Here is a 23718-nt window from a genome sequence, read left to right on the forward strand (position 1 = left end):
CTTATGCCAAAACGTCTTCCAGTGACTGTTCTGTCCGGCTTTCTCGGTGCAGGAAAAAGCACCTTGTTGAATTATATTTTGCGTAATCGAGACGACTTGCGCGTGGCGGTCATCGTTAACGATATGAGTGAAATCAATCTGGATGGGGGTGAGGTTCAGCGCGATGTCACTCTGAATCGGGCAGAGGAAAAGCTGGTCGAAATGAGCAATGGATGCATTTGCTGCACCTTGCGTGAAGACCTGCTGAAGGAAGTGAGTCAGTTGGCCAAGGAAGGACGATTTGATTATTTATTAATTGAATCTACGGGGATCTCAGAACCGCTTCCCGTAGCAGAAACATTTACCTTCCGCGATGAAGCAGGCCAAAGCCTGGCGGATATTGCGCGCTTGGACACGATGGTCACTGTGGTCGATGGTTTAAATTTTTTATTGGATTTTCAGGCCGCAGAAAGTTTGGTATCCCGTGGTGAAACACTGGGCGAAGACGATGAACGCTCCATTACCGATTTATTGATCGAACAAATTGAGTTCGCTGACGTTATTTTAATCAGCAAAATTGATCTCATTAGTCGCAGTGATAGGGAGGAATTGATCGCCATTCTTAAGCGTTTGAACGCTCAGGCAGAGATTATTCCGATGCTGATGGGAGAAGTCCCGCTCAATAAAATTCTCGATACAGGTCGATTCGATTTTGATCGTGCCGCTCAGGCACCGGGCTGGCTTAAAGAATTACGCGGTGAGCATGTACCCGAATCTGAAGAATACGGCATTGCTTCTACGGGCTATCTTGCGCGGCGGCCCTTTCATCCCGAGCGTTTTTTTAATTTTATTGACCGTCCCTGGGTCAATGGAAAATTACTGCGCTCTAAAGGCTTCTTCTGGCTGGCCAGTAAGCATCAGGAGGCCGGGAGTTGGTCGCAGGCAGGTGGTTTGATGCGTTATGGCTTCGCTGGCCGCTGGTGGCGTTTCGTGCCGCGAGATCAATGGCCGCATGACGTGGAGGCCAAAGCCGAAATCTTGCAAAAGTGGCTGCCCGAGACAGGTGATTGTCGTCAGGAATTGGTGTTTATCGGTCAGCACATCGATTTTGATGTGCTGAAAGATGAGCTCAATGCCTGTTTGCTAAGCGATGAGGAAATGGCACTGGGCACCAATGCTTGGCAGCTTTTAAATGATCCATTTGGCGAGTGGCAGGAAGAGGTAGCGATATGATCCGCGCTGCCATAGCACAGCCAGTTATTCATCAAGTGAGTGGCTGCAGCCCTGAAATACTGACGCGTATTCTCGATAACCACGTCAATCTGGCTCTCTGGGAGCGCCAATTACCCGTGCACATTGCCGATTTTGCGGCTCTGTTGCTGTCGCTCGGTGAGCCATTAAGTGATGCAATAATTCTCAATACATCCGACGAGCGGTCAATTTCGCTTATTCCTGGCTTAGCTTCACGCTTCCATGATCTGGAAGGTTATGAGGGCTTTATTGCCGACGTCGGGTGGTTAGTCAGTGCATACGCATGCCTGCTGGGCGCAAAACGCATAGGGTTGCGTCTCCGGGCCTTGGATAAGGCGATGTGTCCACGGTTTCATGTTGATCATGTCCCCTTACGGCTCATTACCACCTATGCAGGGCCCGGCAGCCAGTGGCTCAAAGAAGGCCTGATTGAGCGTCGGCGATTGGGTCAATTAACTTCAGAGCCGACGGAAAACTCGAAAATTGAGCACATAAATGTCGGTGAGGTGGCATTACTCAAAGGCGAAAAATGGCAAGGCAACGAAGGTTTTGGACTGATTCATCGGTCGCCTGCGGTTAAAGAGGGCGAGAGACGGTTGATTTTGACTCTCGATTGGCTTGCTTAAAAGCTTGTCCGAAGCAGCGACTACAGGCTTTGGATTAAGGCATATTGCTTGCTTCGATCAAGACAGAGGCAGGTAATCGTGCTGCAAAATATTCCTACCCATGTGATTGCCGGGCCGCTCGGTGCCGGCAAAACCAGTCTGATTCAGCACCTGATGGCCCACAAACCCGCTCACGAACGTTGGGCGGTTCTGGTCAATGAGTTTGGTCAAATCGGCCTGGATGCGGCGCTCATGAGCGTAGGTGACGCTGCAATTGCTATTGCCGAAGTGGCGGGCGGATGTGTGTGTTGCGTCAATGGTGCGCCTTTTCAAATTGGCTTGAGCCATCTACTTCGCACGTCTCGTCCCGACAGGTTATTCATAGAACCGTCGGGTTTAGGGCATCCGGTACAAATTTTAAAACAACTTAGTGAGGCGCCTTGGCGCGGAGTTTTGGCCTTGCAGCCGTGTGTCATGGTGCTTGATACGCAGGCAATGGCACAGGGCAAACCGTTGCCTGAGACCCAACAAAAAGCCCTCGAAAGTGCGGGTTTAGTCGTCATGAATAAATCTAATAGTGTCCCAGGTGAGCAACGTGAGCAGATTGCATGCAGCCTGCCAAAGTGCCCTGTTTTATGGGTAGAGAATGGCTGTATCCCTTTAAATTCGCTGCCTGTAGCCGATATGAATATTGCTCATGCTGTGGATAACTCATTGATTTATAAGGATTTAAGTCAAATACAAAGCCTATTTACCAATCCTGAGTCGCCTATTTTTCTGACTCAGTTGGGAGAGGATGGCTGGAGTGCCGGGTGGCGTTGGCATCCCTCCAGGCAATTTGATTTAAACCGTCTTCAATCATGGCTTGATAGCCTTGTGTGGCGCCGCGCAAAACTCATTGTCCGCACGAAAGGAGGGTGGTTTTCGACTAATTCTGTGGATAACTCTATCGAACACTGGAAATCCAGTGAGTGGCGGTCGGATTCACGCATCGAACTTATCTTTGACCGACTCCAGAATCCCGATTTGATCAAATCCGGGTTAAGAAAATGTCTGGATGCGCTGGAGGATGGGAAAGTTAGGTAGGTCGAGTCGGGTGAGTGTTCAAACACACGGGCAAATGCCCACTTCTGTGCTGGTAAAATTGTCCTACAATTCTAACTGTGTGGAGCGTTTCACCACCCTGGATTCATTGAAAAGCCTCTATTTCAATGGTCTCAGTAAGGCAGGCATAACCGTATCTACGGACTTGAGTAGAGTTATCCACAGGCTGATTTGATTAATGGCCCTACAAAAGCCTCCGGTAGAAGAGGGCTAAGCACATTCAGTGTCTAGTTTTGTGTTCCTGACGCCATTGGCTCAGTTCGATGACTTTCGCGCTGGTTGCGCTGGGGGGGACTTCACTCAGATCGGATTCGGAGCCGGTTGGGATAGGGTAGGGCGGTAGATCAATTTTTGCGCTATGAGCCCCGAATTGTGTGATGGTGCCGGTATGTCGCTGTTCACCCGTCACCGTGAACTCGAAGTTATACACACGGGCCAGACGTTTACGGCCATTGGCATCCGCAATAAAGCCTATTTTCTTGAGTGCAACGTTTTCATCCAACAACTCGATATCAAGGTTCTTGCAGTGCTGTTTAACCCGCGCCAGGGCGCGCTCACGCAGGCCGTGGTTGTGCCACAGCCAGGCAGCGCCTGTGGCCAACAGCATCAGCACAAACATATTTCCAAGGGTCAGCATTAAGTGCACTCCAACAGATTGGGTTCAGCTTAACTGCGTCTTCAGTCTGTCGTATAGGTTGTGTTTAGTCGCATACTGCGCGGCTTGAATCCATCCGCAGTCTGGAATCCGGCATGAAACGTACACCTCATTTACTCGCCATCCAATCCCACGTGGTTTTCGGCCATGCCGGCAACAGCGCCGCAGTGTTTCCTATGCAGCGCGTCGGGGTAAACGTTTGGCCATTGAACACGGTGCAATTCTCCAACCACACCCAATATGGCCAGTGGGCAGGCGAAGTATTGGCGCCTGAGCAAATTCCAGCATTGGTTGAGGGCATTGCGGCGATTGGCGAGCTGGGCAACTGTGATGCCGTGTTATCCGGCTATTTGGGCAGTGCTGCGCAAGGACGGGCTATTCTCAGCGGTGTGGCGCGGATTAAATCGGTGAACCCTCACGCGCTGTATCTGTGTGACCCGGTCATGGGGCATCCGGAGAAAGGGTGCATCGTGGCGCAGGAAGTCAGTGATTTTCTTCTGGAAGAAGCCGCTGCGATGGCAGACTTTCTTTGCCCTAATCAGTTGGAGTTGGACAGTTTTTGCGGTTGCCATCCGCAATCGTTGCTCGATTGTCTGGCGATGGCTCGGAGTCTGCTGGCACGTGGTCCGAAAGCGGTGCTGGTGAAGCATTTGTCTTACCCGGGTAAGCCGCTAGAGAGTTTTGAGATGCTCCTGGTGACTGCCGAAGGCAATTGGTACCTGAGTCGCCCATTATTGGCTTTCCCACGTCAGCCGGTGGGTGTGGGCGATCTGACCTCAGGCCTGTTTTTGGCGCGTGTGCTGTTGGGTGACAGCTTGGTGGCGGCCTTTGAGTTCACCGCAGCTGCTGTGCATGAGGTATTGCTCGAAACTCAGGCATGCAGCAGCTATGAGTTACAACTGGTGCGTGCACAGGATCGTATTGCGCATCCGCGTGTGCGGTTTGAAGCCGTACCGATCAGTTTGTGAGCACCTGAATCTGACCCCCCACAGGCATTGTTAAACCTGTGGGGGCGGATTTCCCGCAAAGCATAAATGCGGGTGTTACATCGTCTCGTCTTTCAATTCCTGATAGCGTTTTTCCAGCTCCTGGCGGATTTGGCGACGCTGTTTGCCCTGAATAAAGCGACGCTTGTCTTCGCTGTTTACAGGCTGCAACGGTGGTACAGCAGCTGGTTTACGGTCGTCGTCCACCGACACCATGGTGAAGAAACAGCTGTTGGTGTGGCGCACTGAGCGTTCACGAATATTTTCAGTCACGACTTTAATCCCGACTTCCATCGAGGTATTGCCGGTGTAATTGACCGATGCCAGAAAGGTCACCAGCTCGCCGACGTGAATCGGTTCACGAAAAATCACCTGATCCACAGACAACGTGACCACATAGCGGCCGGCATAGCGGCTAGCGCAGGCGTAAGCGACTTCGTCGAGGTACTTGAGCAGGGTTCCGCCGTGCACATTGCCTGAAAAATTAGCCATATCAGGCGTCATCAAGACGGTCATCGAAAGTTGGGCGTTTCCGGGTTCCATAGCAGCAGGCTCGCGGTAGTGTTGCAGCAGTGAAAAGGGTATCTCTGCGGATACTTGTCGATTTTTGAAACAGTTGATAACGGGACGCTGGCGTAATGGCAGCCGTCACGCTTATGTGTATCTGTTTCCATATATTGCACGGTCTTTCTATGGGAAGTCGCGGTGTTAACCTGCAAAAGCCCGATAAGCGGGTAATTCCCACATTAAAAACGGTCTATACACACTCTCTTAAGGGTTGTGTCTGTCGTTCTGTTGCTGCGAAACCTACTCAAGGAGCACCACGCCATGCATGCCATCAGTTTTATTCAGGATCTGGCAGTCATCATGCTGGTTGCAGGTGTGGTGACCATCCTCTTTCACCGGTTCAAGCAACCGGTCGTGCTGGGTTATATCGTGGCCGGTTTCATCATCGGCCCACACACGCCGCCTTTTGGCTTGATCCACGACGAGCAGACGATCAAAACCCTGGCCGAATTGGGGGTGATTTTTTTGATGTTCTGTCTGGGACTGGAATTTAGCCTGCGCAAACTGTTCAAGGTCGGGGCTACCGCTTTTATCGCAGCGTTTATGGAAATTACGCTGATGATCTGGATTGGCTACGAAATTGGCCGCTGGTTTGATTGGAACACCATGGACTCATTGTTCCTGGGTGCCATCTTGGCCATTTCCTCAACCACCATCATCGTCAAGGCGCTCAACGACCTGAAGATGAAAAACGAGCGCTTTGCCCAGCTGATCTTCGGCGTGTTGATCGTTGAAGATATTTTGGGCATCGGAATCATTGCGTTGCTGTCGAGCATTGCCGTGAGCGGCAGCGTCAGCCCGGAAGAAGTATTTTCGACCGTCGGTAAGCTGTCTTTATTTATGATCGTGGCGCTCGTCATCGGTATTTTGCTGGTGCCACGGGTGCTGGCGTATGTGGCTCGCTTTGAAAGTAATGAGATGCTGCTGATTACTGTGCTGGGCCTGTGTTTTGGCTTCTGCCTGTTAGTCGTCAAGCTGGAATACAGCATGGTACTGGGTGCCTTTTTAATTGGCGCGATCATGGCCGAGTCGCGCCAACTGCTTAAAATCGAGCGTTTGATCGAGCCTGTACGGGATCTTTTCAGCGCCATTTTTTTTGTCGCTATCGGGCTGATGCTCGACCCGGCCATTCTGTGGGAATACGCCTTGCCGATTGTGGTCATCACCTGTGCGGTGGTGCTGGGCAAAATGCTTTCTTGTGGGCTGGGCGCATTCATTGCGGGTAATGATGGGCGGACTTCGCTGCGGGTTGGTATGGGTCTTTCGCAGATTGGTGAGTTCTCTTTCATCATCGCAGCGCTAGGCATGACATTGCAGGTCACCAGCAGCTTTCTGTACCCCGTAGCCGTCGCTGTGTCGGTTTTAACGACGTTGATGACCCCGTATCTGATTCGTGCCGCAGACCCGCTCTCGCTCAAGCTGGCGCAAGTCATGCCCAATCGTGTTTCCCGGGTGTTTGCGCTGTATGGCGAATGGTTGCGCAGTATTCAGCCCCAAGGCGAGGGCGCATTGCTTGCGGCCATGATCCGCAAAATTCTGTTGCAGGTCGGGGTTAATTTGGCGTTGGTAATCTCGATTTTCTTTGCCGGTGGTTATTTCGCACCAAGAATTGCCGAGTACCTGCAGGGCTGGGTAATGAAATCGAGTTGGCAAAATGGATTGATCTGGGGCGCGGCATTGTTGTTGTCTCTGCCGTTCCTGATCGCCGCTTATCGCAAGCTCAAGGCGCTGTCGACGCTGCTCGCGGAGATGGGGGTTAAACCTGAAATGGCCGGGCGTCATACCCAGCGTGTGCGCCGGATCATTGCCGAAGTCATTCCGATTTTGTCGTTGCTGGTGATTTTCTTGCTGCTGTCAGCCTTGTCGGCGAGCATTTTGCCCACCAATGAGTTGCTGATCGTGATTGCGGTTGTGGCAGCGGGGGTTGCTGCGGTGCTGTGGCGTTGGTTTATCCGGGTTCATACGCGCATGCAGGTGGCGTTGCTGGAGACGCTTGATAACCATAAAGAGGGCGGCCATTGACGTTGCCCTGTGCTCTGTAGAGGCGACCTAGCTCACGGTCGTGTTGCGGGAGCTAGATCGCTTCTACAGCGTTTCACTGCACGCAGGTATCAGCTTTCCAGCCAGACATCCCGGGCCCAGTGCCAGACCGATTCCCATGTTTCTTCGGTCACCAGTTCTTCTTCGCCTGACCACAGCACCACGGTGCCGTCTTCTTCAACGCAGTAGTAGTCGTCACCGTCCTGACAAATCGGGATGAGTTCACGGGGCACGCCCAGGTCCCATGCAGTCGCTGCCACTTCAGGCAAATAGGTATGGGACTGTGGATCCGTCACGGTAACGGGTTCCAGGCTGCCATACACCACGTCGCTAACGGTCAACAAAAATTCTTTGAAGACAAATGGAATATCGATGAACAGTTGCTCTTCGATTTCTACCAGTTGGTCTTCGTCTGGCAGTTCCAGAGGAACCGGCACAGGCTCATTCTTTTCACGTAGTTCTTCGATGATCTCTTCCACGACCTCTATCCTCATACTCTATGGCGCGGTTTTATAAGACGCGCTTTATACAGTAGCTTGTTATAAGTGCAATCGTGAAATGCAAAGCCCCGGACAAGTCCGGGGCTTTGATTACAGCATGTAATAGACGCAGATCAGCCGTTTTGGCGGATACCGGCAACCAACCAAGGCTGGTTCTCGCCTTGCTGGCGCTCCATGTTCCAGCTCTCGCTGAACGCTTCGCCCTGATCAAAACGCGATGTTTTCGAAACTCCGCTGAAGGTCAGTGTGGCGATGGTTTTGTCAGCGCGATCATCCAGGCCGTCCAGTTGCACGGTCAGGTTGTCGATGTAGGTGGACTGGAAGCCGTCACCCAAATCAGCGCGCTCACGCTTGAGGAAATCGAGCATTTGCGGTGTAACAAACTCGGCGATTTTATCCATCTCGTTGGCATCCCAATGCTGCTGCAGGGACTGGAAATGGTTACGTGCAGCTTCCAGGAAGTTCTGTTCGTTGAACCAAGCCGGAGCGTTTATCACCGGGCGTGCTGCCGGGGCGGCTGAACCACCGCCGAAAATCGACGAAGTGGCAGGCTTGGCATCGAAAGTTTCGCGCTGCATCGAAGCAGGCCCAGCCGGAGCCATCATTTCAGTCTGTTGCTTACGGCGACGGGCGGCAATGAAGCGAAAGATCAGGAAGGCAATGACCGCCATGATCAAGATGTCTAAGAACTGCATGCCCTGGAAGCCGCCGCCCATAAACATGGAGGCGAGCAGGCCACCGGCAGCGAGGCCAGCCAGAGGGCCTAACCAGCGCGAAGCACCACCGGCTTTAGCGGCAGCGCCTGCAGCAGCAGGGGCTGCGGCGGGTGCGGCTTGACGAGTTTGGTGGCTAGGGGCCGAGCCAAAGCTTTTGCCACCGCCAAAGCGTTTGGCGTTAGCGTCGAGGCTCATCGTTAAACCGATGCACAACGCCATGGCGATGCTAAGAAAACGTTTCATAAAGGGAATTCCCATTTGTGGATGACACGCGCGTCATGTTGCACAGGTGAAGGGTGACTGGCTAGCGGTGAAGTGTTTCGGGCTTTTGCCTAAATGTGTGTAGGAAGCTTCCGATTCATTTGTAGTCCACATCTCTGGCCTCTCAGCCAAAGTCAGTGAAACTACAAAAGGTCTATCGTGTTAACCCCATTAGCACGGCACGACAGTGCAGAGGAATGTGGCGATCAACCCTTACTCAGGCAAGTATCGCTGTCAGCGCCGCGAAGGTAGCTGACAGGAGGGCTCATATTGCCCACCTTATCGTCAGCTCGCTGTCTGGCGGCTGTCAGACAGCTTCAAGTTTGGCGTAGCCCATCATCAGCCACTTGCTGCCTTCCGGGAAGTTGACCTGAACCCGTGCCTGAGCGCCTGCGCCCTCGAAATTGAGGATGACGCCTTCGCCGAAGACGGCGTGGCGGACCAGTTGACCCAGCTTGAATTCGGTTTCGGGAATATCCGAACCGCCAAACAAGGTGCTGGCGCTTTGCTTCTGACCGCCGCCGAAAGGACGGCTGACACTGTTGGACAGTCGAACTTCCTGAATCAACCCCTTTGGTATCTCGCGCACGAAACGTGAAACCTTGTTGTAGGTTTCACTGCCGTAGAGGCGACGGGTTTCAGCATAGGTCATCACCAGGTTTTGCATCGCCCGAGTGATGCCCACGTAGGCCAGACGACGTTCCTCTTCAAGGCGGCCAGGTTCTTCAAGACTCATCTTGTGCGGGAACAGACCCTCTTCCATGCCTACGAGGAATACATAGGGGAACTCCAGGCCTTTGGCGCTGTGCAGCGTCATCAGCTGGATGCCGTCTTCGTGTTCTTCTGCCTGAGTGTCGCCAGCCTCCAGTGATGCGTGGCCAAGAAAAGCGGCTAAAGGCGAGAGCTCTTCGTCTTCTTCGTTGTTCTCAAAGTTACGTGCGGCGCTGACCAGCTCCTCAAGGTTTTCTACTCGGGCCTGACCTTTTTCGCCTTTTTCGGCTTGATGGTAGGCAATCAGCCCACTTTGCTCGATTACCGTTTGAGTCATCAGGTGCAGCGGCATCTCCATGACTTTCGCTGCGAGGCTTTCGATCAGTTCAATAAAGCCCGCGATGGCGCCTGAAGCGCGACCAGGCAACGCTTTATTGGCGATGAGCTGGCGCATGGCTTCCCACATGGACACATCACTGTGACGTGCGTGTTCACGAATGGCTTCAACTGTTTTTTCGCCGATCCCGCGTGCTGGAACGTTAATGACCCGCTCCAATGCCGCATCGTTGCCACGGCCCTCCAGCAGTCGCATATAAGCCATGGCATTTTTGATTTCTGCGCGTTCGAAGAAGCGCTGGCCACCATAAATGCGGTATGGAATGCGTTCGCGCAGTAACGCTTCTTCAAGTACCCGTGATTGGGCGTTGGAGCGGTACAAAATAGCGATGTCTTTGTGAGCAAGACCCGTTTTCAGGGCGCTTTCGATGGTCTCGACCACGTAGCGCGCTTCATCATGCTCGTTGAAGGCTGCGTACAAATTTATAGCTTCGCCTTCGCCGCCGTCCGTCCACAGCTCTTTGCCCATGCGCCCGCTGTTATTGGCAATCAGAGCGTTAGCCGCTTTAAGGATGCCAGCGGTCGAACGGTAGTTTTGTTCCAGACGAATGGTCTCGGCGTCCGGGAAGTCAGTGGAGTACTGGTAAATATTTTCAATCTTGGCGCCACGCCAGCCGTAAATCGACTGATCGTCATCGCCCACCACCATCAAGCTGTCGCCACCTTGGGCCAGCAAACGAAGCCACGCGTACTGCACGGCGTTGGTGTCCTGGAACTCGTCCACCAGAATGTGCCGAAAGCGCTTCTGATAGTGCGCCAGCAGGCCGGGGTTATCGCGCCACAGATCAAGGGCGCGCAACAGCAGTTCAGAGAAATCGATCACCCCGGCGCGCTGGCACGCGACCTCATAGGCCTCGTAAATGCTTCGCATGGTCGCCAGAAATAAATCGCCACTGGCCTGAATATGTTGAGGACGCAGGCCCTCGTCTTTCTGGCCGTTGATAAACCACTGTGCCTGACGCACGGGCCAACGCTGTTCATCCAGGCCCAGTTCACGAATCACCCGTTTGACCAAGCGTTGTTGGTCATCGCTGTCGAGAATCTGGAAAGTCTGACTCAGCCCGGCTTCTTGCCAGTGAGCACGCAGCAGGCGGTGAGCCAGTCCGTGGAAGGTGCCGACCCACATACCGGCTGGATTGATACCCATGAGCTGTTCGATGCGATGGCGCATCTCGGCTGCAGCCTTGTTGGTGAAAGTCACCGACAACACGGAGTGCGGGGACGCGTTTTCGACCTGGATTAACCAGGCGATACGGTGCACCAGCACACGGGTTTTGCCGGAACCTGCGCCGGCCAGAACCAACTGACGCCCGACACTGGCCGTGACGGCCTGACGTTGGGCATCGTTGAGAGAATTTAACAAGAGAGAGAGATCATCGCGCATCGGAGCATTCTAGGGCGCGCAGCCAACCCCGGCAAACCCCAATGCCGTTCAGGCAAGTCTTATTTAGTTGTCTTCAAACCTGTTTGTATAGACAGGCGCATGGGTATGTGTAGACGCATTTGGATTGCTTTGATTTATTGGATCCATTCATAAGCGTTTTATCTCGTTTGGTCATGTGCATTGCTTGTGTATGCTCAGGGGTACTTTTGGTCACCCACATATAAGAATTTGCTGATGATTCAGGGTTTTAGCTCGCTGGGTATTTCTTTCGGCATCGGCGCTGGGTGTTTGTTTTCCCTGGGCGCTGTTCTTGTCTGGCAAGTCAAAAAACGCTACGTGGCAGGGAATGCACAACAACAAAAACTCTTGGAAGATCTGCGACTCGCCAACGCGCGCAGCGAGCAGTTGAACGCTGTGCTTGCGCGAGAAATAGAGCAGCGGCGTTTAGCGGCCACCGTGTTTGAAGCGGCCAGTGAAGGCATCGTTATTCTTGATCCTGCCTACACGATACTGGCAGTCAATCAGGCATTTAGCCGTATCAGCGGTTATTCGGTTGATGAGCTGGTGGGGCATCGGGTGGTTGAACTGGCGTGTGGTCGCGATGCCTTTCGGCATTCGCTTATCATTCAAGCCTCGCTTGATCAGCAAGACAGTTGGCAGGGGGAGTTAGTTGAGGCCCGTAAATGTGGCGAGCTTTACCCGCAATGGTTGCAACTCAAAGTGGTGCGCGATGCCAGCGATGTAATCAGCCACATTGTGGCTTTTATTAGTGATCTTTCGGCACGACGAATTTCTGAAGAGCGAGTGCGGCACCTCACACATTTTGATGAGCTAACGGGGTTGGCCAATCGCCTTTTGTTTAAAGAGCGCCTTGAAGAAGCCAATCAACGTTCGCGACAAGGCTCTCGTAGCCTCGCATTGCTGCATATCGACCTCGACCGTTTCAAACGGCTCAATGACAGCCTTGGGCATGAGCTGGCCGACCAGGTGCTGCAACATGTGGCTGAGCGCTTGAAAAAGGCCATGCCAGAGGCCGACACCATTGCGCGATTATCCGGTGATGAATTTGCTGTGTTATTTGACACCTATGGCAGCTTGACCAGTTTGGCGCGCGTCACTACTCGACTCTTGAGCAGGCTTGGCAGGCCACTGACGATCGACGGCCACGAGCTGGTGATCAGCGCATCAATTGGTATCAGCTTAATGTCTGACAGCGCTCGGGACAGTGCGATGTTGGTCAATCAGGCCAGTCAAGCCATGCAGCAAGCCAAACATATAGGCGGCGGTACTTTTCATTTTTTCAGTCATAGCTTGCAACACAGCACACTGGAACGATTTCAGCTGGAGAATCAGTTGCGCAAGGCGATTGTCGAAGGCCAGCTCAACGTGTTCTATCAGCCCAAGTTATGCCTGAAAACAGGTCGTTTGCATGCGGCTGAAGCGTTGGTGCGTTGGGATCACCCACAGCTGGGCAGCGTGCCCCCCAGCGACTTTATCGCGCTGGCCGAAGAGACGGGTCTGATCGCAGCGATTGGCGAGTTCGTACTTCGTGAAGCCTGTCGACAGGCGTGTGAATGGCAGCGTGCCGGGCTGGCGCCGATACGGGTGTCGGTGAACTTGTCGGGGCATCAGTTACGTCAAGGCAAGTTGGTCAGCCAAGTGCGACAAGTCCTCGAAGAAACCGGGTTGGCGCCGCACTGTCTTGAGCTTGAGTTAACCGAAAGCCAGCTGCTCGACAATGTCGAAAGCGTCATTGTGGCCTTTCAACAACTGCATGAGTTGGGGGTCAAGCTGGCAATTGATGATTTTGGCACCGGATATTCGTCGCTCAGCTATCTCAAGCGATTTGCTGTCGATTACGTGAAGATCGATAAAACCTTCATTCGCGGTGTTGGGCGTTGCAGCGAAGACGATGCAATTACCATTGCAATTATTGCTATGGCCCACAGTCTCGACCTGCAAGTGGTTGCTGAAGGGGTTGAAGACGAAACACAGCTCGCTTTTCTTGAAAATCAGCAGTGCGACGAGGTGCAAGGGTACTTGATCAGCCGACCGGTTAACGCCACGGCTTTTGGTGAGTTATTGCGCTGCGGTGTCGTTATTTTGTAGTGCTCAAAAGCTCGGTTCCACAGGGGGCGCAGGTTTTTAGATGACGTATTGGTTGGGCAAAAAGCGAATTCTTGTAGTATAACTACAAGATTGCTACATCCCCGGCGCCTGCCGCTTACAGACCGAGTCCAGACCTTTGAACCTGCTGCAACATATCGCCCAGTCACGCCACCTGTTACGTAAATCGGAACTCAAGGTTGCCGATCACGTGCTGCTTGATCCTGCGGCTGTAATGCACAGTTCCATGGCAGACCTTGCGCATAGCGTCGGAATCAGCGAACCCACTATCGTGCGTTTTTGCCGTGCGATAGGGTGTTCAGGGTTTCAGGATCTAAAACTCAAGCTTGCGCAAAGCTTGGCGGCGGGTGCCAGTTTTGGTCAATTTGCGATTCACGAAGACGATTCGGTGGCTGATTACAGCCTGAAAATTTTCGACACGACGTTGCACACGTTAATGGACGTGCGCGAGAAACTTGATCCAGTTGCATTGCAAAGGGCCGTGACGGCCATGTCGCAAGCGCAACGAGTTGAGTTTTATGGTTTTGGAGCCTCTGGTGCTGTAGCCGCAGATGCCCAGCACAAGTTCTTTCGCTTATTGCTGACGGCCGCTGCGTATTCTGACCCGCACATGCAAGCAATGTCCGCCGTGACGTTAAAGCCTACCGACGTGGCAATCTGTATTTCTCAGTCGGGGCGTTCCAAGGATTTGCTGATTACCGCCAATCTGGTGCGTGAAAGCGGCGCCACATTGATTACGTTATGTCCAAGCCAAACGCCATTGGCTGAACTGGCGACCATCAATCTGGCCATTGATGTGCATGAAGACACTGAAATTTACACCCCGTTGACCTCGCGTATTGCCCACCTGGTGGTGATTGATGTGCTGGCCATGGGCGTAGCCATGGCCCGCGGCCCGAGCTTGGTCAATCACCTCAAAAGCGTTAAACGCAGTCTTCGCAGTTTGCGCCTGTCGCCTAAATCGCTGAAAAGTCACGAAGATTAAAAGCCCCTCACCCTAACCCTCTCCCAGAGGGAGAGGGGACTGAATTGTGGCGCTACGCAAATATGTTTTTTGCTTTTAGTCCCCTCTCCCTCTGGGAGAGGGGTTCTGGATTTCGCTTTCATTCCCCTGTCATCTTTCCTTCGCAATGCCGTCACAAACAAAGCGCATCGTAAAGCTCCCGTACACGCCTTGGGAGACTCGAAATGGCTCAGCCTTACGAAGAACGCAACAGCGCCGTCAAAACCCGCCGTCAGCAAGAAGACCAGCGCCGCATGGCTTTTCGTCGCGCGATTGAAGACCGTACGGACCAGCGCCAGCTGCGTCTGGAGACAGAAGATTATTCTGGCCTCAATTATTGGCAGGCCCCGCCGGCAACTGCCCGTCGAAGCGCTCAACCAGCGCGCTGATTTGCTGGCGCTCACTGCGAATAAACCCCAGAAATGCATGTGCCACGGGTGACAGGCGTTTCGCTTTTGCCTGCACCACGCACCAGCTGCGATACAGCGGTAACTCCTCAACCGGCAATTCACGTAACAGGCCGGTTGCCAGTTCCAGGCTGACGGCGTGGCGGGTCAAAAGCGCCACGCCCAATCCGGCCACCGCACATTCGCGCTGGGATTCGTTGGAAGAAACTTCCAGCGTTTGACCGAAGTGCACGCGCTTCTCTTTGAAATACTCTTCACACGCCAAGCGCGTACCCGAACCTTGCTCACGCATCAGCAAGGTGTACGGCTCCAAATCCTGCAAACGCAGCGGTCCGCGTTTACACAGCGGATGATCCGCTGGCGCTACCGCGACAATCGGATTATTCAGAAACGGCAAAAACTCCAGGCCCATGTCTTGCGGCACCATCGACATAATCACCAAATCATCGCGATTATCTGAAAGCCGACGAACGGCTTGTGCCCGGTTAACCACCGTGAGCTGCAAATTAACCTCGGGATGCTGGCGCTTAAACGCTGCAAATAAATGCGGCACAAAATATTTTGCACTCGATTCGATGGCTAATTTCAACTGGCCCTGCAATGAACCCAGCATGTCCGATAACTGCATATCGAGGTTTTCAAGTCGCCCGAAGATGTCGCGACTGGCTAACTGAAGCGCTTCAGCGGCCTCGGTCATGTACAGCTTCTTGCCTACGTAATCGAATAATGGCTGGCCAATCAGCTCTTCCAACTGACGAATTTGTAGACTTACGGCGGGTTGCGTCAGCGACATTTCCTCTGCGGCTCGGCTATAAGAGCGCAAATCACACACTTCGTTGAACACCTGTAATTGACGAAATGTTATACGCATCAATGACTTACGCATTTTGATTAAATTTCCCGAAGCGATGAGTATTCTGACTATAAGTCGTTACTTATGCATGACCCAAGAATTATTGATTTTTGTTTATTGTTGGGTGGGTCTAGTGTGGCGACACAACGGTTCAGACACATTTGGACACGTGCCGACCTGGTCTAGCAGGTCGTTTGTTCCATGGGCTTTAGGGAAAATCCAAGTGATAAAAAAGATCCTGATCGCCAACCGCGGAGAAATTGCTGTCCGTATCGTGCGTGCTTGCGCCGAGATGGGCATTCGTTCCGTAGCGGTCTACTCCGAAGCAGACCGCCATGCTTTGCACGTAAAACGTGCCGACGAAGCGCATAGCATTGGCGAAGATCCACTGGCGGGTTATCTGAACCCGCGCAAGCTGGTGAATCTGGCGGTTGAAACAGGCTGTGATGCGTTGCATCCGGGCTATGGTTTCCTGTCGGAAAACGCTGAGCTGGCCGATATTTGCGCTGAGCGCGGCATCAAGTTCATCGGCCCGGCCGCAGAAGTTATCCGCCGTATGGGTGACAAGACTGAAGCTCGTCGCAGCATGATCAAGGCCGGTGTGCCGGTTACGCCGGGTACAGAAGGCAACGTTGCCGATATCCATGAGGCCCTGCTGGAAGGTGAGCGCATTGGCTACCCGGTCATGCTTAAAGCCACATCAGGCGGTGGCGGTCGCGGAATTCGTCGCTGCAACAGTCGCGAAGAGTTGGAACAAGCCTTTCCTCGCGTGATTTCTGAAGCGACCAAAGCATTTGGTTCAGCTGAAGTCTTTCTCGAAAAGTGCATCGTTAACCCCAAGCACATCGAAGCGCAAATCCTTGGTGACAGCTTCGGCAACGTAGTGCATCTGTTCGAGCGCGACTGCTCGATCCAGCGCCGCAACCAGAAGCTCATCGAAATTGCCCCAAGCCCTCAACTGACTCCGGAACAGCGCGCCTATATCGGTGACCTGTCAGTGCGTGCAGCCAAGGCTGTGGGCTACGAAAACGCCGGTACTGTGGAGTTCCTGCTCGCCGAGGGCGAGGTGTACTTCATGGAGATGAACACCCGGGTGCAGGTGGAACACACCATCACCGAAGAAATCACTGGCATCGACATTGTTCGTGAACAGATTCGCATCGCCTCCGGCCTGCCGTTGTCTATCAAGCAAGAAGACATTCAGCATCGTGGCTTTGCCCTGCAATTTCGGATCAATGCCGAAGACCCGAAAAACAACTTCCTGCCCAGCTTTGGCAAGATCACCCGTTACTACGCGCCCGGCGGGCCTGGCGTGCGTACCGACACGGCGATCTATACCGGCTACACCATTCCACCGTATTACGACTCCATGTGTCTGAAACTGGTGGTGTGGGCGCTGACGTGGGAAGAAGCGATGGACCGTGGTTTGCGCGCCCTCGATGACATGCGTCTGCAAGGGGTTAAAACCACCGCCGCGTACTACCAGGAAATCCTGCGTAACCCGGAGTTTCGTAGTGGCCAGTTCAACACCAGCTTCGTAGAAAGCCACCCGGAACTGACCAACTACTCGATCAAGCGCAAACCCGAAGAGCTGGCCCTGGCCATCGCTGCTGCCATTGCCGCCCACGCAGGCCTGTAAGGAATAAAACAATGTCTAAAAAGATTTTCGTTACCGACACCATTCTGCGTGACGCTCACCAGTCGCTGCTGGCCACTCGCATGCGCACTGAAGACATGTTGCCTATCTGCGACAAGCTCGACAAAGTCGGCTACTGGTCGCTGGAAGTGTGGGGCGGCGCGACCTTTGATGCTTGTGTACGCTTTCTGAAAGAAGACCCGTGGGAGCGTCTGCGCCAACTGCGTGCGGCATTGCCTAACACCCGCCTGCAAATGCTGCTGCGCGGTCAGAACCTGCTGGGCTATCGCCATTACAGCGACGACGTCGTTAAAGCGTTCGTCGCCAAAGCGGCCGTCAACGGCATCGACGTATTCCGCATCTTCGATGCAATGAATGACGTGCGTAACTTGCGTGTGGCCATCGAGGCTGTAAAAGCTGCTGGCAAGCACGCTCAGGGCACCATCGCCTACACCACCAGCCCGGTGCACACCGTGGATGCGTTTGTGGCTCAGGCCAAGCAAATGGAAGCCATGGGTTGCGATTCGATCGCGATCAAAGACATGGCTGGCCTGCTGACACCGTTTGCCACGGGCGACCTGGTTAAAGCCCTGAAAGCAGAAATCAGCCTGCCGATCTTTATCCACTCCCACGACACGGCCGGTCTGGCGAGCATGTGCCAGCTCAAGGCTATTGAGAACGGCGCTGATCATATCGACACCGCGATCTCCAGCTTCGCGTGGGGTACCAGCCATCCGGGCACCGAGTCCATGGTGGCGGCGCTTAAAGGCAGCGAATACGACACTGGCATTGATCTGGCGCTGTTGCAGGAAATTGGCCTGTACTTCTATGCCGTGCGTAAGAAATACCACCAGTTCGAAAGCGAATTCACCGCCGTCGACACCCGCGTACAAGTGAATCAGGTACCGGGCGGGATGATCTCTAACCTCGCCAACCAGCTAAAAGAGCAGGGCGCCCTGAACCGCATGAGCGAAGTGCTGGCTGAAATCCCGCGTGTGCGAGAAGACCTGGGCTTCCCACCGCTGGTGACACCGACTTCGCAAATCGTCGGTACACAGGCGTTCTTCAACGTGCTGGCGGGTGAGCGCTACAAAACCATCACCAACGAAGTGAAGCTGTACCTGCAAGGCGGCTACGGCAAAGCGCCGGGTGTGGTCAACGAACAGCTGCGTCGTCAGGCCATTGGTAACGAAGAGCTCATCGACGTCCGCCCGGCAGACCTGCTCAAGCCTGAAATGGTCAAACTGCGCGGCGAAATCGGAGCGCTGGCACAGTCCGAAGAAGATGTGCTGACCTACGCCATGTTCCCGGACATTGGCCGTAAATTCCTCGAAGAGCGTGCGGCCGGCACCTTGTCGCCTGAAGTGCTGCTGCCGATTCCAGAAGCGGGCGGCGTGAGCAAGGCGGGCGGTGAAGGCGTACCGACCGAATTCGTCATCGACGTACACGGCGAAAGCTACCGGGTCGACATCACAGGTGTTGGCGTCAAGGCAGAAGGCAAGCGTCACTTCTACCTGTCGATCGACGGCATGCCGGAAGAAGTGGTGTTCGAGCCGCTCAACGAATTCGTTGGCGGCACCTCAAGCAAGCGCAAGCAGGCCAGCGAGCCGGGCCACGTCAGCACGGCTATGCCAGGCAACATCGTCGATGTGCTGGTCAATGTGGGCGACACGGTGAAAGCTGGCCAATCGGTGCTGATTACCGAAGCCATGAAGATGGAGACCGAAGTGCAGGCCGCCATTGCCGGCAAAATCATCACCATCCATGTCATCAAAGGCGATCGCGTCAACCCGGGAGAAATTCTGATCGAAATCGAAGCCTGATACTGCCTTTGATACAAACGCTTTAAACCTCGGGGGAGCATGTGCTCCCCTTTTTTTTGCGTGAAATTTTTCATTTCAACAAAGATGTTGGTGCTTTGATCAAAATTTATACAGTGACTGCCCTGCATTCTTCCAGAGACTTTATTTGGCCGATTTCGGGTTGGTTATCCAGTGCCAGCCATTTTTCAAAGCCTGTCGCTATAGATGGCCATTCCGTACTAATAATGCTGTACCACGTAGTATCTCTATTCTTGCCTTTGACGACCATATGCTGGCGAAATACGCCTTCGTATGTGTACCCTAATCGTACTGCGGTACGTTTGGAGCGAGCGTTGTCGTTATTGCATTTCCACTCCAGGCGGCGATTGCCCAACGCGAAGGCTTCTTTGGCCAGCAAGTAAACCGCTTCGGTACTTTTAGGCGAACGCTGCATCGGAGCGCTGAAAGTGACGTGGCCGATTTCTATGCGTCTGTGATCAGGCACGATGCACATCAAGCTGATGGTGCCTTGAGCCTGTCCGTTCTTCATGTCGATAACGGTATAAAAGTGCGGATCGCGACTGGCCGCGTTATTTTGCAGCCAAGCGTCAAATGCCTCACGTACAGGGAACGGCCCGTAGGGCAAGTAATCCCATAGCGCGGGATCACTGTCTGGCCCTTGGAAGGCTAGCCATAATTCATCGCCGTGACGGGCCGGGTCGAGCTTTTCCAGACGAATGTATCGTCCTTCAATTGTTCGGTTGTCCGGGGTTTTGGCCGGTTGCCAGTGTTGTAGATCTTCAGGCATTGCGCGCTCCTTTTTTATGACAAGGCTTTGCGAAACTGGATGAACCCGGGCCGCTCGGCAATCCGCTCATAAAGGGCAATTGCGGTGGCGTTGGTTTCATGGGTCAACCAATGGACTTTGGCGCACTCTGCCGCGCGGGCAGTGGTGTAAACATGTTCGATCAATTGACGGCCCACACCGGTGCCGCGCATGTCCGGGCTGACGAACAGATCTTGCAGGTAGCACGAGTTGCCAATACTCCAGTTGGAGCGGTGATAAATGAAATGGACCATGCCTACAGCCTTTTCACCCTGCCAGGCGAGGGCAAGATGGGTGGGTTCGGCAGGGTCGAGAAGTCGTTTCCACGTGGAGTCACTGACTTGGGCAGGCAGTTCGGTTTTGTAAAAACCTAAATAGGCCTGCCAAAGGGGCATCCATGCATCGTGATCGGCAGCGCTGGCAGGTTTTATTTGAATGGACTGTGTCATGGGGGCTATTCCTTAGCGATTAATCGAGCAAGTGCGTGGTCTTGCGGGTTGCTGTTGGCCAGCAGTCCATTGCGTACGCCTGCCTGATCGGCAGCGCTGCGGTTTTGGCTGAGTTTGCGTTTGCCAATGAGGCGCGTGATGGGCAAGCGGAAACCGACGATGGCCTTGAGCATGCTGTCGATGTAGTCCGCAGGCGCATCGTTCACCGTCCAGGGGTTTGGTCGGCTGGCTTCGTGGCGATTGCTGAGTTGGCTGACCAGCTCAAGCAATTGAGGGGCATCCTCAAATACTTCGGGCTGCGCGTAGGCGTGTACCGCCACATAGTTCCAGGTTGGCACCGCTTTGCCGTGTTCGGCTTTGCTGGGATAGAACGATGGGCTGATATAGGCTTGCTCTCCCGCAAAAATAACCAGTGCTTGCGCCCCTTCAGCCAACTCCTGACATTGCGGATTGGCGCGGGCCAGGTGTCCGTAAAGCGTTCCGTATTGACCTTCCTCTGCTTTGAGCAGCAAGGGCACATGGCTGGCCATCAAACCTTGGGGACCTTGAGTGATGAGCACCGGGAGGGCGGTGGCCTGCATCTGCTCGTGCAGCGTCAGGGTGTCGTTTTCTGCGAAAGCGCGAGGTACGTACATGGAAATTTCCCTTGGCGAATGACTGCATCCTAGGCAGGCTAATGGTTCGTTGTAAGAGCCACTAATGACCATTTTCATAGGTCCAATGTATGCCTGACTCTGCGTTGTCCATCGCTTTCAATCCCGCCGGTATTGAGCTTGATCCGAAAAAAGGGTTAAGCCGTCAGCTTTATCAGGCATTGCGCTTGCGTGTGCTGGATGGTCGTTTAAGCAGTGGCTCGCGATTGCCCGCCACTCGTGACTTGGCCGTGGCGCTGGGTATTTCGCGTAACAGCGTCGTGCGCGCCTACGATCAGCTCTATGCCGAAGGCTTTATCGAGGGGCGAATTGGAAATGGCACTTATGTGGCGCATCTGCCAGAAAAAACAGTGCCAGCTAAAAAGTTGACCACCAACTTGTCCACAGGCTTTTCAACAGGCTTATCCCCAGCCTTATCCACAAAATTGGTAGATTTACCTGTAATTACATCCAGTAAAGTTATCCACAGCACGGCCTTGAGCAGGGTCTCTAAACATGCTTTGGATTTACCGCCTAGCGGGGTTCCTCGTGCTTTTCGAGTGGGTGTGCCTGCCTTCGACTTATTTCCATTCCCGGTCTGGAGCAAGCTGCAAGCGGCATTTTGGCGCAAGCCCGATCTGGAACAGCTGTGCTACGGCAACCCGGCAGGAGATCAGCGTCTGCGTGAGCTGATTGCGGCTTATTTGCGAACTTCGCGGGGTCTTGCCTATTCCGCTGAGCAAATTTTGATCACAAGCGGTGCACAGCAGGGAATTAGCCTTTGTGCACAGCTGCTGGTTGAGCCAGGTGAGGGGGTTGCGGTTGAGAATCCAGGCTATCGCGCAGCCGCTCATGCCTTTTCGATTGCGGGAGCTCATGTACAGGGTGTTGAGGTGGACGAGCAAGGCATGAAGTGCGCTGCGTTGGCGCATTTGAATAATTGCCGGCTGGCGTATGTCACCCCGTCACATCAATACCCCACCGGTGTCACCATGAGCCTGGCGCGGCGCCTTGAGCTGCTGGAGTGGGCAGAGCGAAATCAGGGCTGGATCATTGAGGACGATTACGACGGTGAATACCGGTATAGCGGTGCGCCACTGGCCCCCTTGGCGGCGCTGGATCGTCAGGGGCGTGTCATTTATGTCGGTACGTTCGGCAAGATTGCATTTCCCGCATTGCGCCTTGGCTATTTGGTGTTGCCTGAAGGGTTGGTCGAGTCTTTTGCTCGTCGACGCTCTCTGGATATGCGCCATTCGGAGGTCAGTACCCAAGTGGTCATGGCCGAGTTCATGGCCGCAGGGCACTTTCAGCGGCATATCCGACGCATGCGCCGGGCGGCGCTGAGTCGGCGCAACACGTTACTGGCGCATTGGCCTCAGGGCCTTGAGGGCGTCGGGCCGATGCCAAGCGTTGTCGCCGGGCTGCATGTGGCCGTGCCTGTTGTCAGCCACGAACGTGAGCAGGTATTGCTGGCGCGGGCCAAAGAGGCCAATGTGGAAATAGTCGGACTGAGTCGGTATTGGCTGGAGGATACCGTTAAGCCTGTGGATAACCGCGCAGGCTTGGTATTGGGATTTGCAGCAGTACCGGAAGCTGAGATCAAGGCGGCGCTGGATCTATTGGGCAGGGTGTGGCGCTGAAACCCTCGTCCTTAACCGCTGGGCGAGGGTGCTGTTTCAAACGTCAATACGCCCTTCAAAACCTTCCAGCACATTGACCGCATTGACGCCGATTTCCTCAACGGCGTAGCCCCCTTCCATCACAAAGAGCGTGGGTTTACCCAAACGCGCAATGCGCTCACCCATGCGCAGATAATCCGGGCTATCGAGTTTGAACTGGGAAATCGGATCGTTTTTGAACGTGTCCACACCGAGCGAAACCACAATCACATCCGCGTCGTAGCGTTCTATTTCGATGCAGGCCAATTCCAGCGCCTCACTCCAGCGCTCCCAAGCGGAGCCTGCGGCCAAGGGATAGTTGAAGTTAAACCCTTCACCAGCCCCTTCACCGCGTTCATCCTCGTACCCTAAAAAGAAGGGGAACTCGGCCTCGGGGTGGCCGTGAATCGAGGTGAACAATACGTCGTCTCGCGTATAGAAAATCGACTGTGTGCCATTACCGTGGTGATAGTCCACGTCGAGGATTGCAACCTTGCGGCGGCCTTGATCGATGAATGCTTGAGCTGCAATCGCCGCGTTGTTGAGGTAGCAGTAACCGCCCATCAAATCGCTGGCAGCGTGATGACCCGGCGGGCGGCATAGCGCAAAAGCGCTGTGCGCGCCGTTTTGAATCGCCGCTTGAGCCGTAAGGGCAACTTGTGCAGCGCTGTAGGCTGCTTGCCACGTGCCGGCGGTAATCGGTGCGCCGCCGTCAAAACTGTAATAACCCAGTTGGCCGTGCAGACTGGTGGGCAATACGGCGCGAAGTGTACGGGCTGGCCACGTGTAAGGCAGCAAGTCGCCGTCGCGACCATGCTCGGTCCAGCGATCCCACGCGCCTTCGAAAAAGGCCAGATACGCTGCATCGTGTACGCGCAGAATCGGCCCGCGACCAAAGTCTTTTGGGGCCTGCACAGCCCCCAGTTTGCGTGTGTGCACTCGCTGCAAAATATGATCTGCGCGCGACGGCATTTCAAAGCAAGGCAGCAGTTGTCCGTCCATCAACTCGCAGCGGCCATGATGCAGATGGTGATCGTCGGAATAGATTGTCAGCATTTTTGTTGTTCTCCCGGGTGTAATCAATCACCTTCAGTGTTGCGGCATCGGGTGTTTCAGAGAACGACAGGAATGGCCAAAAAGGGACCTATACGGCCGAAATCTGTGACCGGA

General features: G+C 54.0%; 20 protein-coding genes and 1 pseudogene. 11 read left to right on the forward strand and 10 right to left on the reverse strand.

The window, feature by feature from the left end; genetic code table 11:
- The first annotated feature begins 3 nt into the window (after positions 1-3).
- From zigA to GHN86_RS03325, 3 genes are all read left to right on the forward strand, one after another.
- Positions 4-1212 (forward strand): zinc metallochaperone GTPase ZigA, encoded by a 1209-nt coding sequence (gene zigA, locus GHN86_RS03315; RefSeq protein ID WP_153377620.1) that lies wholly within the window; start codon positions 4-6, stop codon positions 1210-1212.
- Positions 1209-1856, forward strand: coding sequence for a DUF1826 domain-containing protein (locus GHN86_RS03320; RefSeq protein ID WP_153377621.1), 648 nt, complete (start codon positions 1209-1211; stop codon positions 1854-1856). Before zigA ends, GHN86_RS03320 begins: the two co-directional genes overlap by 4 nt.
- A gap of 78 nt (positions 1857-1934) precedes the next feature.
- Entirely contained in the window at positions 1935-2921 is a 987-nt protein-coding gene (locus tag GHN86_RS03325) for a CobW family GTP-binding protein (RefSeq protein WP_323369161.1), read from the forward strand.
- Positions 2922-3159: 238 nt separating this feature from the next.
- On the opposite strand, the gene GHN86_RS03330 is transcribed toward GHN86_RS03325, so the two are convergent.
- Positions 3160-3576 (reverse strand): DUF3301 domain-containing protein, encoded by a 417-nt coding sequence (locus GHN86_RS03330; RefSeq protein ID WP_153377623.1) that lies wholly within the window; start codon positions 3574-3576, stop codon positions 3160-3162.
- Between the two features lie 113 nt (positions 3577-3689).
- On the opposite strand from GHN86_RS03330, the gene pdxY reads away from it, so the two are divergent.
- Complete coding sequence (gene pdxY, locus GHN86_RS03335) at positions 3690-4562, forward strand: pyridoxal kinase PdxY (RefSeq protein ID WP_153377624.1); 873 nt, start codon at positions 3690-3692, stop codon at positions 4560-4562.
- A 75-nt stretch (positions 4563-4637) separates the two neighbouring features.
- Here pdxY and GHN86_RS03340 read toward each other — a convergent pair whose 3' ends face one another.
- Positions 4638-5123, reverse strand: coding sequence for an acyl-CoA thioesterase (locus tag GHN86_RS03340; protein ID WP_153377625.1), 486 nt, complete (start codon positions 5121-5123; stop codon positions 4638-4640).
- A gap of 285 nt (positions 5124-5408) precedes the next feature.
- Here GHN86_RS03340 and GHN86_RS03345 point away from each other — a divergent pair, with 285 nt between their 5' ends.
- Positions 5409-7169, forward strand: coding sequence for a cation:proton antiporter (locus GHN86_RS03345; RefSeq protein WP_153377626.1), 1761 nt, complete (start codon positions 5409-5411; stop codon positions 7167-7169).
- Between the two features lie 89 nt (positions 7170-7258).
- On the opposite strand, the gene GHN86_RS03350 is transcribed toward GHN86_RS03345, so the two are convergent.
- The 3 genes from GHN86_RS03350 to uvrD all read right to left on the reverse strand — a co-directional run bounded on the left by GHN86_RS03350 (position 7259) and on the right by uvrD (position 11155).
- Positions 7259-7666 carry an SMI1/KNR4 family protein gene (locus GHN86_RS03350; protein WP_122783528.1) on the reverse strand — a complete coding sequence of 136 codons (408 nt, stop codon included), beginning with the start codon at positions 7664-7666 and terminating at the stop codon, positions 7259-7261.
- Positions 7667-7800: 134 nt separating this feature from the next.
- A complete protein-coding gene (locus GHN86_RS03355) occupies positions 7801-8646 on the reverse strand; it encodes a Tim44 domain-containing protein (protein WP_153377628.1) in 846 nt (281 codons plus the stop codon).
- 325 nt (positions 8647-8971) lie between these two features.
- Positions 8972-11155, reverse strand: a complete 2184-nt coding sequence (gene uvrD / locus GHN86_RS03360; protein WP_153377629.1) for a DNA helicase II — start codon at positions 11153-11155, stop codon at positions 8972-8974.
- Positions 11156-11587: 432 nt separating this feature from the next.
- Between uvrD and GHN86_RS03365 the strand changes: the two are divergent.
- From GHN86_RS03365 to GHN86_RS23580, 3 genes and pseudogenes are all read left to right on the forward strand, one after another.
- A pseudogene (locus GHN86_RS03365) lies at positions 11588-13264 on the forward strand (putative bifunctional diguanylate cyclase/phosphodiesterase); the annotation flags it as partial.
- A gap of 136 nt (positions 13265-13400) precedes the next feature.
- Positions 13401-14267, forward strand: coding sequence for a transcriptional regulator HexR (hexR, locus tag GHN86_RS03370; RefSeq protein WP_153377631.1), 867 nt, complete (start codon positions 13401-13403; stop codon positions 14265-14267).
- A 203-nt stretch (positions 14268-14470) separates the two neighbouring features.
- Complete coding sequence (locus GHN86_RS23580) at positions 14471-14674, forward strand: PA3496 family putative envelope integrity protein (protein WP_153377632.1); 204 nt, start codon at positions 14471-14473, stop codon at positions 14672-14674.
- Here GHN86_RS23580 and GHN86_RS03380 read toward each other — a convergent pair.
- On the reverse strand, positions 14616-15578 hold the full coding sequence (locus GHN86_RS03380; protein ID WP_153377633.1) for a LysR family transcriptional regulator: 963 nt from the start codon (positions 15576-15578) through the stop codon (positions 14616-14618). The genes GHN86_RS23580 and GHN86_RS03380 overlap by 59 nt on opposite strands.
- Before the next feature lie 190 nt (positions 15579-15768).
- Here GHN86_RS03380 and GHN86_RS03385 point away from each other — a divergent pair, with 190 nt between their 5' ends.
- Both GHN86_RS03385 and oadA read left to right on the forward strand, forming a co-directional pair.
- The gene (locus GHN86_RS03385; RefSeq protein WP_122783536.1) at positions 15769-17184 is read left to right on the forward strand and encodes an acetyl-CoA carboxylase biotin carboxylase subunit; all 1416 of its coding nucleotides are present in this window, start codon (positions 15769-15771) and stop codon (positions 17182-17184) included.
- An 11-nt stretch (positions 17185-17195) separates the two neighbouring features.
- On the forward strand, positions 17196-19004 hold the full coding sequence (oadA, locus tag GHN86_RS03390; RefSeq protein WP_153377634.1) for a sodium-extruding oxaloacetate decarboxylase subunit alpha: 1809 nt from the start codon (positions 17196-17198) through the stop codon (positions 19002-19004).
- A 106-nt stretch (positions 19005-19110) separates the two neighbouring features.
- Here oadA and GHN86_RS03395 read toward each other — a convergent pair whose 3' ends face one another.
- The 3 genes from GHN86_RS03395 to GHN86_RS03405 are packed head-to-tail and all read right to left on the reverse strand — an operon-like array spanning position 19111 to position 20893.
- Positions 19111-19791: a GNAT family N-acetyltransferase gene (locus tag GHN86_RS03395; RefSeq protein WP_153377635.1), complete on the reverse strand. Its 681-nt coding sequence runs from the start codon at positions 19789-19791 to the stop codon at positions 19111-19113.
- 14 nt (positions 19792-19805) lie between these two features.
- Positions 19806-20258, reverse strand: a complete 453-nt coding sequence (locus GHN86_RS03400; protein ID WP_153377636.1) for a GNAT family N-acetyltransferase — start codon at positions 20256-20258, stop codon at positions 19806-19808.
- 5 nt (positions 20259-20263) lie between these two features.
- Positions 20264-20893, reverse strand: a complete 630-nt coding sequence (locus GHN86_RS03405) for an FMN-binding negative transcriptional regulator (protein WP_153377637.1) — start codon at positions 20891-20893, stop codon at positions 20264-20266.
- A gap of 89 nt (positions 20894-20982) precedes the next feature.
- Here GHN86_RS03405 and GHN86_RS03410 point away from each other — a divergent pair, with 89 nt between their 5' ends.
- Complete coding sequence (locus tag GHN86_RS03410) at positions 20983-22530, forward strand: PLP-dependent aminotransferase family protein (protein WP_153386122.1); 1548 nt, start codon at positions 20983-20985, stop codon at positions 22528-22530.
- Between the two features lie 36 nt (positions 22531-22566).
- On the opposite strand, the gene GHN86_RS03415 is transcribed toward GHN86_RS03410, so the two are convergent.
- The gene (locus tag GHN86_RS03415; protein ID WP_153377639.1) at positions 22567-23604 is read right to left on the reverse strand and encodes a histone deacetylase family protein; all 1038 of its coding nucleotides are present in this window, start codon (positions 23602-23604) and stop codon (positions 22567-22569) included.
- Between the last annotated feature and the right edge of the window lie 114 nt (positions 23605-23718).

Source organism: Pseudomonas helleri (assembly GCF_009600315.1).
GTDB classification, from domain to species: Bacteria; Pseudomonadota; Gammaproteobacteria; order Pseudomonadales; family Pseudomonadaceae; genus Aquipseudomonas; species Aquipseudomonas helleri_A.

Bases quoted from the DNA above. Each gene is read 5' to 3' on its own strand.
- zigA (WP_153377620.1), top strand. From the start codon at position 4: ATGCCAAAACGTCTTCCAGTGACTGTTCTGTCCGGCTTTCTCGGTGCA.
- GHN86_RS03320 (WP_153377621.1), top strand. From the start codon at position 1,209: ATGATCCGCGCTGCCATAGCACAGCCAGTTATTCATCAAGTGAGTGGC.
- GHN86_RS03330 (WP_153377623.1), bottom strand. From the start codon at position 3,576: ATGCTGACCCTTGGAAATATGTTTGTGCTGATGCTGTTGGCCACAGGC.
- pdxY (WP_153377624.1), top strand. From the start codon at position 3,690: ATGAAACGTACACCTCATTTACTCGCCATCCAATCCCACGTGGTTTTC.
- GHN86_RS03340 (WP_153377625.1), bottom strand. From the start codon at position 5,123: ATGGAACCCGGAAACGCCCAACTTTCGATGACCGTCTTGATGACGCCT.
- GHN86_RS03345 (WP_153377626.1), top strand. From the start codon at position 5,409: ATGCATGCCATCAGTTTTATTCAGGATCTGGCAGTCATCATGCTGGTT.
- GHN86_RS03355 (WP_153377628.1), bottom strand. From the start codon at position 8,646: ATGAAACGTTTTCTTAGCATCGCCATGGCGTTGTGCATCGGTTTAACG.
- uvrD (WP_153377629.1), bottom strand. From the start codon at position 11,155: ATGCGCGATGATCTCTCTCTCTTGTTAAATTCTCTCAACGATGCCCAA.
- GHN86_RS23580 (WP_153377632.1), top strand. From the start codon at position 14,471: ATGGCTCAGCCTTACGAAGAACGCAACAGCGCCGTCAAAACCCGCCGT.
- GHN86_RS03380 (WP_153377633.1), bottom strand. From the start codon at position 15,578: ATGCGTAAGTCATTGATGCGTATAACATTTCGTCAATTACAGGTGTTC.
- oadA (WP_153377634.1), top strand. From the start codon at position 17,196: ATGTCTAAAAAGATTTTCGTTACCGACACCATTCTGCGTGACGCTCAC.
- GHN86_RS03395 (WP_153377635.1), bottom strand. From the start codon at position 19,791: ATGCCTGAAGATCTACAACACTGGCAACCGGCCAAAACCCCGGACAAC.
- GHN86_RS03400 (WP_153377636.1), bottom strand. From the start codon at position 20,258: ATGACACAGTCCATTCAAATAAAACCTGCCAGCGCTGCCGATCACGAT.
- GHN86_RS03405 (WP_153377637.1), bottom strand. From the start codon at position 20,893: ATGTACGTACCTCGCGCTTTCGCAGAAAACGACACCCTGACGCTGCAC.
- GHN86_RS03410 (WP_153386122.1), top strand. From the start codon at position 20,983: ATGCCTGACTCTGCGTTGTCCATCGCTTTCAATCCCGCCGGTATTGAG.
- GHN86_RS03415 (WP_153377639.1), bottom strand. From the start codon at position 23,604: ATGCTGACAATCTATTCCGACGATCACCATCTGCATCATGGCCGCTGC.